A 15,504-nucleotide genomic window follows, 5' to 3' on the forward strand; every position below is an offset into this window, starting at 1 on the left:
TTGAACCTTTGTCACTATTTCTTATCAACTACCGGCCTATTCTCTCTATTTGCCAATTCCCATGCTACAACAAAAGCCAGTTTAGTTCTTTTAGTCAAAGCATCGTATTCAATTTTTTGAGGCTCATCACCTTTTCCGTGATAATCTTCGTGAACTCCATTGAAGAAGAAAACAGATGGAATGCCGTGTTTAGCAAAATTATAGTGGTCAGAACGCTCGTAGAAATGGTTTGGATCTTTCGGATCATTAAATTTAAAATCCAAGTCCATTTTGATGTATTTTTCGTTTTGAGCCACAACTGCATTATGTAAATCAGATGATAATCTATCAGCACCGATTACATAAACATAATTGTTTGTATTTGAATGTTCAACATCACGACGACCGATCATGTCGATATTAATGTCAGCGATTGTATTTGCAATTGGGAATAACGGATTTTCAGAATAGTAACGAGATCCATGCAAACCGTGCTCTTCGCCAGTAACGTGAAGAAACAAAATTGAACGTTTGGGTCCGTGGCCTTGTTTTTTCGCTTTCGCAAAAGCTTTCGCCATTTCCATAACAGCTACAGTTCCAGAACCATCATCATCAGCTCCGTTGTACACTTCACCGTTTTTAATGCCCACGTGATCGTAATGTGCAGAAATTACCAAAACTTCATCTGGTTTTTCTGTTCCTTCAATATAAGCCCAGATATTTTCAGAATCAGGAAGGTTCTGATTACGTCTTGCATTCATAAATGCTGCAGGAACAGGCTGATAGTAATCTGAAGCCCCTTTTGGAAAAGAGATTCCACTTTTTTTGTATTGCTCAATCATGTAAAGACCTGCTTTTTTCTGTCCCTTAGAACCAGTTTCGCGACCTTCCATTTCATCAGAAGCAATAGTGTAAAGCATTGTTTTAAGATCTTTTTCGCTGATAGCCTTAATATATTTTGAAGGATCCGAATTGTCTTTAGATGCTGTTGACTGCGTTGTTTTACAAGAGTACGCAGTAACAATTAAAAATAAAATGAGTAATTTTTTCATTCTAAATAGTTAGTGTAAATTAATAAATGTGTAAAGAACGTAAAAGGTCAGTAAAAATAGGATAAAAAGCGAGTTTATTATAAACAGCATTACGCTTTTAACAAATGACACTATTCTAGATTCACCATAAAAACGATGATGTGCAGGATAAAAATAATAGAACATCCAGATTGTGCCAATAAATGTTGTAATTGAGGATATAAAAGTCAAAGGATTATTTTCTCCTAACAGACCAATCAATCGATCAATAATAAACATAATAAGAAAAATCAATAAAAGAAAAGAAAAATAATGGAGTGTGAAAATTCCATGATCAAAATAATACCACCTTTTTTTGTTGTGAAAAAGCCACAGAAAAAAAGCGAAAAATGGCATAATGATAAATAAGATTTTTGGCAGATTATGAAAAAAGGATTCTACAAACTTTTCAATAATTTCTCTTTTGGTATTGTTTTCAGTAACATGGACTGCTTTTTCATAAAGCCAATAACTGGTAGCATTCAACTTACTGCTTTCTTTTCCATATTTCTGAATAGAGTCAATCTCTTTCATTGATTTTAAATGGAAATACTTGTCTTCGTCTTTTTTTGAAAGTCCTTGTGTGTTTTTAGCCAGTTCTTTGCTAAGAGCTTTTTCACTTTTATCAATATCGCCTTTTACTTTGCTCGGAAACATTGCAATCAATAAAAATGTAATAAAACTGATGAAAATATAGAGTCTGACAGGAGCCAAGTAAGATAGGCGTTTTCCCGAAAGGTATTCTTTGGTTAATGTTGAAGGTTTAAAAAGCAAGTTGCGAATGGTTTTCCAAAAAGCATTTTCATAATGCGTCAAATCTTCAAAGAAATGAATAAACAAATGATGAAAAGTTTTTCGGCTATCGCTATTTTCCTGTCCGCAGTTGGGGCAGAATTTTAGCTCTACAACATGTCTGCAGTTGAGACAAGTTTTGTCTTCTCTAATTTTATTATGTGACATTGGTTTATGTTGATTTGTTTTGGTAGTCTTTAGGTTTTTTGAAATTATTTTTTCAGGACTTCGTTTAAGAAAAGCTGTAAATGGTCAAAAGATCTTTTTGCAGCAACAGCATTGTAAGCTGCACCTTTAGAATTGTCATTTCCTGCTTCAGGATTTGTGAAAGAGTGAACAGCATTTGCATAATAAATCATTTCCCAGTCTGCTTTAGCATCGCGCATTTCCTGTTGGAATGATGCAATTTCTTCTTTAGGGACAAAAGGATCGTCTGCACCATGGCAAATGAGAACTTTTGCAGAAATTGGTTCTGTTTTTCTGTTGGCATCTTTTCCTAAACCTCCATGAAACGAAGCAATTCCTTTTACATTCAGATGTCCGCGGGCAGCTTCAAGAACTCCAGTGCCGCCAAAACAATAACCAATAGCGACAATATTATCGGCATTCGCGCCAGACTTAACCAATTCCTTCAAAGCGGCATCAATACGTTTTTGATACGCTTCGTAATTTGTTTTATAAAATCCTGCTTGTTTTCCAGCTTCTCCCGTGTTTTTAGGATAATTTCCTTCACCGTATATATCTGCGATAAAAACGTGATAGCCTAATTTAGATAATTCTTCAGCAATTCCTTTAGAAGCATTATCAATTCCTAACCAAGCTGGCAAAAGTAAGATGCCTGGATTGTTAGTGCTTTTTTTAGCAGATTTTATAAATAAGCCATTCAATTGTTGGCTTCCTTCTGAATATTTCACTGGTTTTAACTGCGCATTCATAAGGTTAGAAAATAAGATTGCACTGAATAAATAGATTATGGAGTTTTTCATGATTTCTTCAATTTTTAACAAATATCAGAAATATTATGTTACAAAAAAACCTCACAAGTAAATTCTTGTGAGGTTTGTAACCAATATTATAAAAGAATATTTTTTCTTTTTATAATGATATATTTCGTTTAAAAGCGCAGCCTAATTCTACAATAGAATCGGTTTTGTCGATACCTGGAATTCCATCGATTTTTTCATAAAGAATACGGCGCATGTGTTCATGATTTTTGGCGATGATTTTTATGTAAAGCGTAAAAGAACCGGTTACATAATAACATTCGGTAATCTCAGGAATTTCTTTAAGCGCTTCAATAATCCGTTCAGAATCAGAATCTTTGTTTAGTGTGAGTCCAGTAAAAGAAGCCCAGTCGTAACCTATCTTCTTTTCCTGAATAATGGGCTTAATACCGCCAATCACGCCTTGTTCAATCATTCTGTTAATACGCTGATGCACCATTGTATTTGATATTTTAAGATTAGTGGCGATGGCAGAATAAGCCATTCTTCCGTCTTTTTCTAATTCTTTAAGGATACTAATATCAAATTCGTCTAATAATTCCATTCAGTAAAAATCGTTTTAAAATTGAGTCTTTTGCGATTCATAAAAGTAATTCTTTTTTTTAATAAACAGCCATCGAATCATATTTCTCGAAAAAATAAATATGTCTTTTTCGTAGTGATTAAATTTAAGTTTTGACTTTTATTTTGTTATATTTGAGTCAAAATATCGTTTTTTGGATTGTTATTTGTTTAATTTTAATATTTTTGTGGAAATAAAAAGCATATTATGATAAGTACAGAAAAAACACTTTCATCAAAATCGGAGGTTTTGATTGAAAAAGAAAACAAATATGGAGCTCATAATTACCATCCGCTTCCTGTCGTTTTAGAACGAGGAGAAGGCGTATATGTATGGGATGTTGACGGAAAGAAATATTATGATTTTTTATCTGCTTATTCTGCAGTAAATCAAGGCCACTGCCATCCTAAAATTGTAAATGCAATGGTAGAACAAGCTCAAAAACTGACTTTGACTTCTCGTGCTTTTTACAATGATAAATTAGGAAATTATGAAGAATATGTAACGAAATATTTTGGTTTCGATAAAGTTCTTCCAATGAATACAGGTGCCGAAGCGGTTGAAACAGCTTTGAAAATTTCTAGAAAATGGGCTTATGAAGTAAAGGGAATTCCAGAAAATCAAGCGCAGATTATTGTGTGTGAGAACAACTTTCACGGAAGAACGACAACTATCATTTCATTTTCAAATGATGAAACGGCGCGCAAAAACTTCGGACCTTTTACAGATGGTTTCATTAAAATAGAATATGATAATCTTGAAGCACTTGAAAATGCTTTAAATTCATCTAAAAATATCGCTGGATTCTTGGTTGAACCAATTCAGGGCGAAGCAGGAGTTTATGTTCCTTCTGAAGGTTATTTAGCGAAAGCGAAAGCACTTTGTGAAAAACACAACGTACTTTTTATTGCCGATGAGGTGCAGACAGGAATCGCCCGTACAGGAAAATTATTGGCAGTTCATCACGAAAATGTACAGCCGGATGTTTTAATTCTTGGAAAAGCAATTTCTGGCGGAGTTTATCCAGTTTCGGCTGTTTTATGCAATGACGAAATCATGAATGTGATTAAACCTGGGCAGCACGGATCTACTTTTGGTGGAAATCCAGTTGCCGCTGCAGTTGCGGTTGCGGCGCTAGAAGTGATTAAAGACGAAAAACTGGCTGAAAATGCAGAACGTCTAGGGGTGATTTTAAGAGAGGGATTAAATAAAATTGCAGATAAAAACGATTTGATTACACTAGTTCGCGGAAAAGGTCTTTTAAACGCAATTGTAATCAACACAGACGAAGAATCTGATTTAGCTTGGGAAATCTGCTTGAAGTTTAGAGATAATGGATTATTGGCTAAGCCAACTCACGGAAATAAAATCAGACTGGCTCCGCCTTTGATAATGACTGAAGAGCAAATTAAAGAATGTCTTGACATTATCGAGAAATCCTTGAATGAGTTTAAATAATCCTCCTTTGAGATTAAAAATAGAAAAAGCAGCAAGTATACTTGCTGCTTTTTTGTAGAGACCATTTTTTGTTTTAAAAAGCGACTGTTTTATAGCAATCGCTTTTTGTTATAATTACTAAAAATATCAAAAAAAGTAATTATTTCTTTTGAGGGGCACCAGGAATTAATTCTCCTTTTTGCTTGAATTTGCTGTATTCTACAACTCCTGTTTTGTCGGCCCAGTCAAAATATTTGGCCGAAAGATCGTTTACAATTCCTGGATTTTGTGCAGCGACATTATTCGTTTCTCCACGGTCTGCTTCAAGATCGTAAAGTTCCCATTGATAAGACGGATAAATTGAAACCAATTTCCACTTTCCTTCTCTTACCGCTCTGTTTCCAGCTCTTTCCCAGAATAAAGGAGCTCCACGATTTACTTCAGAAGCATTATCAAATAAAACCGGAAGTAAGCTTTTTCCAGGAAGCGGATTAGAATTTACGCCATTTAAAGTTTTAGGATATTCAATTCCTGCCAATTCATAAAAAGTAGGGGCAAGATCAATAATATGGCCAGTTCCTTTATCGATTCTTCCCGCTTTAATTTTTGATGGATACCAAGCAATAAAAGGAGAGCTAAATCCGCCTTCATGCATATTATTTTTGTAATCCTGCAATGGAGTATTAGAAAGATATGCCCAATTTTGTTCCTGATAATCGAAAGAACCAGAAGAGCCTACAGGTCCGTCGTTGCGGACTAAACCTCTTCTTAATGGATTATAAGTATTAAATCCGCCTTGAGCACCATTATCTGCAATGAAAATAATTAAAGTGTTTTTGTCTTTTTTAAGCGCTTTCAATTTGTCTAAAACTTTACCCACGTTCTGGTCCATATTGTCAACCATTGCAGCATAAACTTCCATTTTGGCTTTCCAGAATTGTTTTTCATCATAAGTCAGTTTATCCCATTCTGGAACCTCTGGATCTCTTGGAGAAATAGTCTGGTTTGGAAGTATAATACCGCTTTCTCTTAATTTTTGGATTTTTTTTTCTCTCAAAATATCCCAACCTTCATCAAATTTGCCTCTGTATTTGGCAATATCAACTGGTTTTGCCTGTAATGGCCAGTGAGGAGCAGTAAATGCCAAGTATAAAAAGAAAGGTTTGTTTTCTTTATTTTGCTCTTCTAAAAAAGTAACTGCATTATTCCCGATTTCATCTGTAAAATAGTACGAATCGTCTTTTGGGTGTAGTTCTTCGTTGTTTCGAATCATCTTTACAGGATAAGGTGTTGTACCGAAAGGAAGTGGTTTCGTGTCAAAATAATTAGAAGCCCCTTTCAAGATTCCGTAAAATTTATCAAAACCTCTTTGGTTTGGCCACTGTGACTGATCTTCAGAGCCAACATGCCATTTTCCAGACATTAAAGTACTATAACCTCCCGAACGGAAAACTTCTCCTAAAGTTAAAGATTCTTTATTTAAGTAACCTTGATAAGCTGGTAGACCAAGATTCACATCAAAATAACCAACTCCAGCTTTATGCTGATATTGTCCAGTTAGCAAAGAAGCTCTTGTTGGTGCGCAAATCGAGTTGTTGTAAAACTCGCGAAGACGTGTTCCTTCTTTGGCCAAACGATCTAAATTTGGAGTTTTAATTTCAGACCCATAATTTCCTAAATCAGAATATCCCATATCATCCACCAGAATCAAAATTACATTGGGCCTGGCAGATGCATTCTGCGCTTCGGTTTTGTTAGAGCCTATTATTCCCGTCAATAGGACAGAAAGTAAAAAAATTATTCGTTTATTCATCATATTTATAATTTACCACTAGTATATTTTTGGTTTGTTTTTTTACTTTTTGAAAAGTTCAAAAGAGAAATACATTTCTACAAACATTCGGTCGTTAGAATTGAAATCAAATTGCGGTTATATATTCCGCAGGAATGTGTGTTTTGTTTTTAAGGTTTAAAAAGCAAAAAAGCTATAATCAATGTAATAAAGATATTAAAGAATTGTGCGGTTAAAAATGCGATCAAAGGTTTTCTGCTATTATGCTGTAATAGATCTTTAAAATTGGTTTCTAAACCAATGCTAGTAAAAGCTAAAGCAAACCAAAGCCCTTGCAGATTTTTTAAACTTTCCTTTAATTCATCACGAGTTTCTGGCACAACAAAAAAAGAGAAAACAATGGAAGCCACAATAAAGCCAATGACAAACTTTGGAAAGCGTTCCCAAATAACGCGGAGCGTTGGCTTAGATTCTTGAACTTCTGAAGACTGATTGTGCGTGTAAGTCCAATAAACAGAAATCGCAAAAGCAGCTAATCCTAATAAAACATTTTGAGAAAATTTTACGATTGTACTTATTTTTAAAGCCGTTTCGCCAACCAAAGTTCCAGATGCCACTACAGCACCAGAAGTATCAATGCTTCCGCCAAGCCAAGCTCCTGTAACTTCTTCGGGAAAATTAAAATGACTGGCAATTATTGGCATAAAAATCATCATAGGAATCGCTGTGACCAAAACCATAGAAATCACGTAAGACAATTTTTTAGAATCGCCTTTTATCGCACCAGAAGTGGCAATTGCGGCCGAAACACCGCAAATTGAAACCGCACTCGAAATCATCATAGTCAATTCGTCATCGACTTTTAGTTTTCGGCAAAGCCAGAATGCAAAATACCAAACGGATAAAACCACGACCAAAGCTTGAATTAAACCTAATGATCCCGCTTTTAGAATATCTGAAAAAATAACACTCGTTCCCAATAAAACCAATCCGATTTTGACAAAAAGTTCGGTTGACAAAGCAGAACGAAACCATTGTGGGAGTTTGAAAAAATTACCGATAATCAATCCGATAGCTAAACTGAAAATTACGGCTTCTAGATTAAGCGCTTTTACTTCAGTATTTCCTGCAATAATTAAAGCTAGAATCGTTAAAACATAAACTACGGGAAATCCAAAAATGAAATTTTTAACCGATTTTCCAACTAAAAAAGTGCCGATTACTCCAATGACAATAAAATAAAAAAACTGAAAGCCAATTATTTTAATGTTTTTGATTTCGAAAACATCGAATATTAAGTCTGTTCCGTTCGTCCATTTAAAAACGGGAACTTCGGGAAGAAAAATAAAAAGAGAGATTCCGATAATGAGAAAACCGAGAATTACGACTGTCCAGTCTTCGTGAATAGTAAATTTTGTTGAGGTTGACATTGTATTCTTAATTAATTTGTTATCCTAACAGGTTTTTAAAACCTGTTAGGATATTGGAATTATTTAGTACGTAATGTTTGTAGATAGGTTACAAATCGACAAAGTATTTTTGTTTGCCAAAGTCAAACTCATAATAAGTTAAATTAGGCCACAACGGTTTAATTAAACTTTTTTCCCAAGTTTGCAGCGCAGTTTGCAATTCTTTTACTTTTTCTGGATTTTTTTGTGAGAGGTCTGTTGTTTCAGATTTATCTGAGGCAAGATTGTACAACCATTTTTCGTGTGTTTTTCCGCTAATGACTAGTTTCCAATCACCACTTCTAATCGCTTTTGCATCGCCCGAACGCCAGTATAAATCTTTGTGGGCTACTTTATTTTCGTTTACGGTTTGAATCAAATCTACACCATCATAAATTCTGTCTTTTGGTAAATCAGAACCAATTGCAGTTGCAATGGTTGTAAAAATATCCAAAGTGCTTACAGGATTTTTATAAACAGTGTTTGGTTTGATTTTTCCTTTCCACGAAAGTGCAAAAGGAACATTGATTCCGCCTTCAAAATGGGAGAATTTACCGCCTTTCAGAGGTGCATTTGTTGTGGCAAAAGTATAATCGGCACCACCATTATCGCTGGCAAAAATGATTAAAGTATTATCTTCCAAGCCTTCTTTTTTGACTTTTTCACGAATTCTGCCAATCGCATCATCTAAAGCACTGATCATGGCAAAATAAACGCGTTTGTTTTCATCTTTTACATTCGGAAAACGATCGTAATATTTTTTACGAACTTGAAATGGCGTGTGAGGCGCATTAAATGGAATGTAAAGTAGGAATGGTTTGTTTTTGTTTTTATCAATAAAAGCTTCCGCTTCTTCAGCAAATTTTTCGGTTAAATACGCTTTTTCATCAATAATAGTGCTGTCTCTGCGAATTTGTCCAATTCCGACGCGTCCATTTCCCCAAATCGTTTTATCTGTAAAATCTTTATGGTGATGATTGATAATGTCAGGATTGTCATCTTCTGGAGCATAAAGCGAAAATGCTTGATAAAATCCGTAATGATAATCGAAACCGCGGTCCAAAGGAAAAAATCCTTTATTGTGTCCCAAATGCCATTTTCCGATAATTCCAGTGCTGTAACCTTGTCTTTTGGCTAAATCGGCAAAAGTGATTTCAGATTTTGGCAGTCCCTGCGTTTTAATGGAAGCCTCGTTCGGATAATTGATTTTATCATTTAATCTCCATCCGTCTGTATTGATTAAATATTTAAAACCATAATATTCTAAATTGTTTTTCGGATAACGATCTCCGGGCTGATATTCATGTCCAAAACGTTCTTGATATCTTCCTGTAATTAATCCGGCACGCGAAGGCGAACAGATTGCAGCAGATGCATAACCATCTGTAAAAGTAACTCCAGAAGCTGCCAAAGAATCGATTTGTGGGGTAGGAGTCGATTTTCCGCCGTAGAGCGAAATATCATATTTGCCCAAATCATCGGCAAGCAGAATAATGATATTGGTCTTTTTTCCAACAACGGAATCTTTAGGTTTTGAGGCTAAAAATTCTTTTTTTCCTTGTGCCAATTTCTGATCTTCTTTGACTAAAGTGGCTTCAGTATTAATCGGCCAAAATAAAAATGCTGCCAGAAGGAGAATCACTATTAAAATGGAGAGAACAATTTTGGTTATTTTTTTATAGGTTGCCATATTTTGGTTTTTGATTAGTTCGCATTTCTTTTGCCAGTATTTTGTCATCCTGAGGAACGAAGGATCACACACGTAGCTCTACAAAGATTGTCGACTCTGATTATGGAATTACTAGTGTGATCCTTCGTTCCTCAGGATGACATACTGTGCGTTGAAACTGTGTAAAAGATTGTGCTTATTTCGAAGCCAACGCAACATCAACTTCGTTCTTCAAGTCATTTATTCCTTCTTTCTTAAAAACGATTTTTCCGTTTTGATATAAAATCAAAGTCGGGAAGATTTTGACGGTTTTTAAATCAGCAATAACTTGCGGACTGTCTTCCAATTCAATTTCTACGATTTTTAAATTCGAACCATATTCTGATCTAATGTCTTCTAAAACTGGTTTTACTTTTTTGCAAGGAGCACAGTATTTTGAACCGATATCTACGAGAACAGTTTTGTTATCAGCAATAATCTTATTGAATTCCGCCAAAGACAATTTACTTTTTAGATTAGAATAAAAAGGTTTTCCGTTTCCAATCCAATTCGCAATTCCGCCTTCTAAACTATAGGCTTCTGAGAAACCATTTTTTAATAATTCTTTTTCTAAAGCGACACTTCTGCCAGCTCCGATGGAATATATAAAAACAGGTTTTGACTTGTCTAGTTTAGCAACAGATTGCGCATAGTTTTCAGATTGGAGATTAAAGTTTACAGCACCTTCAATATGATTCAATGCAAATTCTTCTGGAGTTCTGGCATCAACAATCTGTGGATTTTTTTGGCTTTTTATTTTCGAATAAAATGAATCGAGCGATAATGAGCTGTGAATTTCATTTTGCGAAAAAGCAGCAACTGCCCATAAAAAGGCAATTGCTGTTATACTGGTTTTTACGATTTGATTTTTCATATCAAGAAGCATTTATACTTGTTCTAATACCGGTGCAGGAGTTTCTTCGGCTGTAACGGTCTTTGGTTTTAGCGGAAGCGATAATACACCTTCGGCAAGAGAACTTCCTTCTTTTTTAGATTTAAAAATCGGCCAAAGAAACTGTGCATACCATTCTTCTTGTTTGTATGATTTTGTTCCGAATGATTTTGGATATTGGCGAGTAATCAATCCTGTTCCGAAAATAACATCCCAAATGAAGAACATGTTTCCGAAGTTTCCTTTAAAATGACCAACACCGTCTCCGCTTGTATCTGCGTGATGTGCATGATGTGTAGCAGGAGTAGAGATCAATCTTTCTAAAACCCATGCAATTGGATGCAATATTCTGTATTTGTAAAAAGGTTTATCCCACGGAATGCTTGAGTGCGCTCCTAAAGTGATAAAACTTTTAATCACTAAAACAAATAAAGCAGGAAGGCCTAAACCTAAATACGTTAAAGTGGCTGTCAAATAAATTTGAGAAAAGAAAACCGTATAAATAAAGTTTTGCCTAGAAGCCATTGCCATCCCCATGTACGGAGCTGAATGGTGCGTTCTGTGAAAACGCCATAAAAATGGAACTTGGTGATGCAATCTATGGTACCAATACTGCGTTAAATCGTCAGCAATTGCTATTAAGAAAAAGCCTCCCCAAAACGGAACCCATGATAATGAATTAGCCAGATTTGGCAATAAATAAGGCAAGGCAGTTAAACTGAAAAAAGCAATGATAGGAGGCAAAATCAATTTTGGAGCTAAGAAACAAACAATGTCAATTTTGCGTTCTTCACCAGTCCATTCGTCATCATATAAACCTGCAGCAAATTCGATAATTCCTAAAACGATCATAAATACGGTTAATCCCCAAGTTCGAATATTAGCAAAAATGGGTTGTGCAAATTCTAAAAATGGAGGCAATGTTAAATGCGATTCGCTTACAGCTCCACCAGTTAGTTTAAAATACAGGTAAATTGCCACTACAGGCAATGAATAAATGAAGAAACTTATTGTTAAGTCTCTCGTTAATTTTTCTTTTTGAACTATTGCCATGATTTCTTATTTTAAAAATTGATTTACTACTGCTAATCCGCCAGCTAGGATAGCCAGTGGAACTAAAAACAAGATTATCCCAACGACAATCTTTTTTCCTATGATTTCATAATCTACTCGTTTCATAATTATTCTTTTTATGTTCTGCAAGGTTTTTGAAACCTTGCAGGTTATGCAATTAATTATTGGTTCCTCCTGGTTTAGTTGCTTGTTTGATTAAGTCAGAAATTGTTTTTCCTTTATCAGCACCAGTATTGTGAATTCTTCTGTTATAAACATCCTGCCAGTCAATCAGTGGATATAGATTATTTTCTTTTGCCTGTTCGTCAAATAATTTTTGAAGCTCAGCCAGTTTTTCAGGATACTTTTTCGCCAGATTGTTACGTTCGTTAAAATCTTCGTTTAGATTGTATAATTCCCAAACATCAGTATCGAAGTTGCTTGGAGCAGGTTTTTCGTTGCTTCCTAAAGATTTTTTTACTGCGAAAGAATCCGGCAAATGCGCAGCAGAAGCTTTCCATCCGTCTTTGTAAATAGCTCTGTTTCCAAAGATGTAGTAATACTGCACTTTATGTAATGATTCAGCTTTTGGATTGTCTAAAGAAGCTTTGAAAGTTGAACCTTGAATAAAATCTTGTTTGATATTTCTAATGTATTCTGGCGCTTTAATTCCAACAATATCCAAAGTCGTTGGCAAAATATCTGTAACGTGGCTGTATTGATTTCTTATACCGCCTTTGTCTTTAATTCCGTTTGGATAAAAAACAATCAGCGGGTTGCGAGTTCCTCCTTCAGACTGAGCATCTTGTTTCCAGTTTTTGAAAGGAGCATTTGTTGCCTGAGCCCATCCCAAAGGATAATTGGTATTTAAACCTTTAGCCGTTCCGATTTCGCCAATGTTGTTCAAATTGCTTTGGAAGTTTTCTTCGTCGGTTTTTCCTTGAGCAAATAAACTTTGGTTGATTGTTCCTTGTAGAGTCCCTTCTTTACTTGCACCGTTATCTCCAATGGCAACAAAGATTAAAGTATTATCAAGCTGTCCGCTTTGTTTTAAATAATCTACAACTCTTCCAATTTCATAATCTGTATACGTTAAGAATCCAGCGTAAACTTCCATGAATCTTGCGTATACTTTCTTTTGATCTGGTGATAATTTTTTCCATTCTGTAATTAAAGCATTACGTTCTGGCAGAACGGCATTTTGAGGAATTACACCCAATTTCTTTTGGTTTGCCAATACTTTTTCGCGATAAACATCCCAGCCTTCATCAAATTTGCCTTTGTATGGCTCAACCCATTTTTCAGCTACTTGATGCGGTGCATGAACCGCCCCTGGAGCATAATACAAGAAAAATGGTTTTCCTGGCGCCGCTTTTTGCTGTTTCTGAATGTAGCTGATGGCTTTATCTGTAATTAATTCATTCAAATGACGTCCGTCAGGTTTAATGTGAACTTGGTCTTCAACCAAATCAGGATTGTATTGGTCGGTTTGAGAGCCTAAGAATCCGTAAAAATGATCGAAACCTTTTCCCGTTGGCCATCTGTCAAACGGACCCGCATCTGTTGCGTCTTCATCTGGTGTAACACCATATTTTCCAACTGCAAACGTGTTGTAGCCATTGTCGCGTAAAATCTCTGCAATTGTTCCTTTATCTGCTGGGATTCTTCCGTCCCAACCTGGGAAACCAGCCGATAAAATAGTATGAGAAAATCCGCTTACGTGAACTCTTCCTGAATTTCTTCCAGTCAATAAAGCGGCACGGGTAGGAGCACAAATTGCTGTTGTATGGAAGTTTGTATAACGTAAACCACTATTTGCCAGATTATCAAAAGTAGGCGTATTGATTAAGCCTCCAAAAGCGCTTGAAGCTCCAAATCCAACGTCATCTAAAAGAATCCAAACAATGTTCGGAGCGCCTTTTGGTGCCGTTATAGGATCTGGCCAGTATTCTTTAGAATCAGCCAAAGTTTTTCCGATTGTACCCTTAAATTCTTGTTTGTCTTGTGCTATTCCCAATTGTGCAATCAGGATAGCAGTAATCAAAAGCCCCTTCTTAGAGCCTTTGATTGAGATGCTATTTTTTAAATTTTTCATTTTTCTATAGTTTTTTTAGTTATATGGTTTTAAATAATGGTTCCTATTTTTAAAAACATAGAAACATAGATTTGTTTTCTGATAAAAGGCGTTTCACTTATTTCAATTCACATAGCAACTATGTGTGGAGAAACGAGTTTCTCTTTTACTTTTTTTATTAATAATTTAAAATCTATGTTTCTATGCGTTTAAATTTTTTAATATCCAGGGTTTTGTGGCAATCCATCAGGATTGATATTTCTTTCGCTTTGCGGAATCGGATACAGATTATTTCTTTCTGAAACTGAGTTTTTAGCTGTAACCTTTTTTACTTCAGTAACCAATGTTCCCCATCTTACCAAATCGTACCAGCGCTGTCCTTCCTGAACAAATTCTTTTTTGCGCTCTTCCTGAATTGCAGCTCTAAAAGACGTCTGGTTTAATCCCACTAAATCAACAGTCACATCTGGAGTTGTGATGGCTTTCCCAAAAGCTCTTCTTCGCACTTGATTAATCAATTCGTATGCTTCTGCAGTTGGACCTCCTTGTTCATTTATCGCTTCCGCTAAAGACAGAAGGATGTCCGCATAACGAATAACTGGAAAGTTGATCGCTACGTTTGAAGGTGTCGCCAGATTAGACAAATCCAAGTATTTTTTGAAAATAGGTTTTGGAAAAGTGTATAGCGTACCTGTCGCTGGATTAAGCAATTGTTTGGCATAACTTACATCTCTTCTTTTGTCTCCAGGTGCATAGATGTCATAAAACAAAGCAACGTCTGAAATGATATCTGCTGGTTCTGTTGCTGTAAATCCAGTAAAAGAAGTGGCTTGAAAAGTACTTCCGCTTGATCCGTTTCCTGCTTGATTTGGTTCAAACTGAACAGAGAAAATATGCTCTTTTCCGTTCTTTTTTGTTTTAGTGAAAATATCTTGAAAATCTTCAAACAAAGCATATCCGTAACCTCCGTCAATTACTTCTCTAGCTTTTGCAATCGCGTTTGGCCAATCTTTTCTAGTCAGATACACTTTTGCCAAAATGGCTTTTGCTGCTCCTGATGTGGCACGTCCAGCATCTGCTGCCGTATAGGTTTTTGGAAGCGCTTCGGCATCTGTTAAATCTTTGATGATTTGGGTGTACACTTCCTCAACTGTAGAACGATTCGTTTTTAAATCTCCCAAATTGATAGATTTAGCTTCATGCAAAACAATCGGGACTCCGCCCCAAAGACGGACTGCTTGAAAATAAAGCAATGCTCGGATGAATTTAGCTTCATTGATCAATCTGGTTTTGATAACTTCTGAACCTGAAACTTTCGGAATATTATCAATAGAAACATTTGCTCTGTTGATTCCGTTGTAAATTTGTCTCCATGCTACCTGAACACGATCATTGGTAGCATCGTGTGTTAAACTGCTCATGGCTCTAACTTGCGGGTTTGTAGCAGAAACTCCTGCAGCTGCGTAATCAGAACCCATATCGGTTAAGAAGTAAAGGTTTCGGCCAAATAAACTTTGCTCACCTGGATCAAGGCTCAAAGAGGCATATACTGCAGTTACACTCGCTACTGCATCATCTTGAGTGATAAAGTAATTGTCTTCGGTTACAAAAGAGTTAGGTGTCACCTCAAGATCAGTGCACGATACCAATAGACTGGCACTTAAAAGGAATGTTATGATTATCTTTTTCATTA

General features: G+C 35.7%; 12 protein-coding genes. 1 reads left to right on the forward strand and 11 read right to left on the reverse strand.

The features are described 5' to 3' along the window. Nucleotides 1–14: 14 nt before the first annotated feature. The 4 genes from BB050_RS14460 to BB050_RS14475 all read right to left on the reverse strand — a co-directional run bounded on the left by BB050_RS14460 (nucleotide 15) and on the right by BB050_RS14475 (nucleotide 3,389). Nucleotides 15–1,031 carry a M28 family peptidase gene (locus BB050_RS14460; RefSeq protein WP_008468690.1) on the reverse strand — a complete coding sequence of 339 codons (1,017 nt, stop codon included), beginning with the start codon at nucleotides 1,029–1,031 and terminating at the stop codon, nucleotides 15–17. 9 nt (nucleotides 1,032–1,040) lie between these two features. Further along, nucleotides 1,041–2,009 carry a DUF3667 domain-containing protein gene (locus BB050_RS14465; protein ID WP_008468691.1) on the reverse strand — a complete coding sequence of 323 codons (969 nt, stop codon included), beginning with the start codon at nucleotides 2,007–2,009 and terminating at the stop codon, nucleotides 1,041–1,043. A gap of 44 nt (nucleotides 2,010–2,053) precedes the next feature. Then, the gene (locus BB050_RS14470) at nucleotides 2,054–2,827 is read right to left on the reverse strand and encodes a dienelactone hydrolase family protein (RefSeq protein ID WP_066035177.1); all 774 of its coding nucleotides are present in this window, start codon (nucleotides 2,825–2,827) and stop codon (nucleotides 2,054–2,056) included. A 109-nt stretch (nucleotides 2,828–2,936) separates the two neighbouring features. Continuing rightward, entirely contained in the window at nucleotides 2,937–3,389 is a 453-nt protein-coding gene (locus tag BB050_RS14475) for an Lrp/AsnC family transcriptional regulator (protein ID WP_008468693.1), read from the reverse strand. Between the two features lie 225 nt (nucleotides 3,390–3,614). Here BB050_RS14475 and rocD point away from each other — a divergent pair, with 225 nt between their 5' ends. Then, nucleotides 3,615–4,865, forward strand: a complete 1,251-nt coding sequence (gene rocD, locus BB050_RS14480) for an ornithine--oxo-acid transaminase (RefSeq protein WP_066034033.1) — start codon at nucleotides 3,615–3,617, stop codon at nucleotides 4,863–4,865. A gap of 139 nt (nucleotides 4,866–5,004) precedes the next feature. On the opposite strand, the gene BB050_RS14485 is transcribed toward rocD, so the two are convergent. From BB050_RS14485 to BB050_RS14515, 7 genes are all read right to left on the reverse strand, one after another. Continuing rightward, nucleotides 5,005–6,657 (reverse strand): arylsulfatase, encoded by a 1,653-nt coding sequence (locus BB050_RS14485; RefSeq protein WP_066035178.1) that lies wholly within the window; start codon nucleotides 6,655–6,657, stop codon nucleotides 5,005–5,007. Nucleotides 6,658–6,806: 149 nt separating this feature from the next. After that, nucleotides 6,807–8,066 carry a YeiH family protein gene (locus BB050_RS14490; protein WP_066034034.1) on the reverse strand — a complete coding sequence of 420 codons (1,260 nt, stop codon included), beginning with the start codon at nucleotides 8,064–8,066 and terminating at the stop codon, nucleotides 6,807–6,809. An 88-nt stretch (nucleotides 8,067–8,154) separates the two neighbouring features. Continuing rightward, nucleotides 8,155–9,774 carry a sulfatase-like hydrolase/transferase gene (locus BB050_RS14495; protein WP_066035179.1) on the reverse strand — a complete coding sequence of 540 codons (1,620 nt, stop codon included), beginning with the start codon at nucleotides 9,772–9,774 and terminating at the stop codon, nucleotides 8,155–8,157. A gap of 175 nt (nucleotides 9,775–9,949) precedes the next feature. Next, nucleotides 9,950–10,666, reverse strand: coding sequence for a thioredoxin domain-containing protein (locus BB050_RS14500; RefSeq protein ID WP_066035180.1), 717 nt, complete (start codon nucleotides 10,664–10,666; stop codon nucleotides 9,950–9,952). Between the two features lie 12 nt (nucleotides 10,667–10,678). Beyond that, nucleotides 10,679–11,737, reverse strand: a complete 1,059-nt coding sequence (locus tag BB050_RS14505; RefSeq protein ID WP_066034035.1) for a sterol desaturase family protein — start codon at nucleotides 11,735–11,737, stop codon at nucleotides 10,679–10,681. Nucleotides 11,738–11,915: 178 nt separating this feature from the next. Continuing rightward, on the reverse strand, nucleotides 11,916–13,832 hold the full coding sequence (locus BB050_RS14510) for an arylsulfatase (RefSeq protein ID WP_066034036.1): 1,917 nt from the start codon (nucleotides 13,830–13,832) through the stop codon (nucleotides 11,916–11,918). A gap of 197 nt (nucleotides 13,833–14,029) precedes the next feature. Further along, complete coding sequence (locus tag BB050_RS14515; protein WP_066034037.1) at nucleotides 14,030–15,502, reverse strand: RagB/SusD family nutrient uptake outer membrane protein; 1,473 nt, start codon at nucleotides 15,500–15,502, stop codon at nucleotides 14,030–14,032. Nucleotides 15,503–15,504 lie beyond the last annotated feature (2 nt).

The organism is Flavobacterium anhuiense (assembly GCF_001705175.1).
In the GTDB taxonomy this organism is placed as follows: Bacteria; Bacteroidota; Bacteroidia; order Flavobacteriales; family Flavobacteriaceae; genus Flavobacterium; species Flavobacterium anhuiense.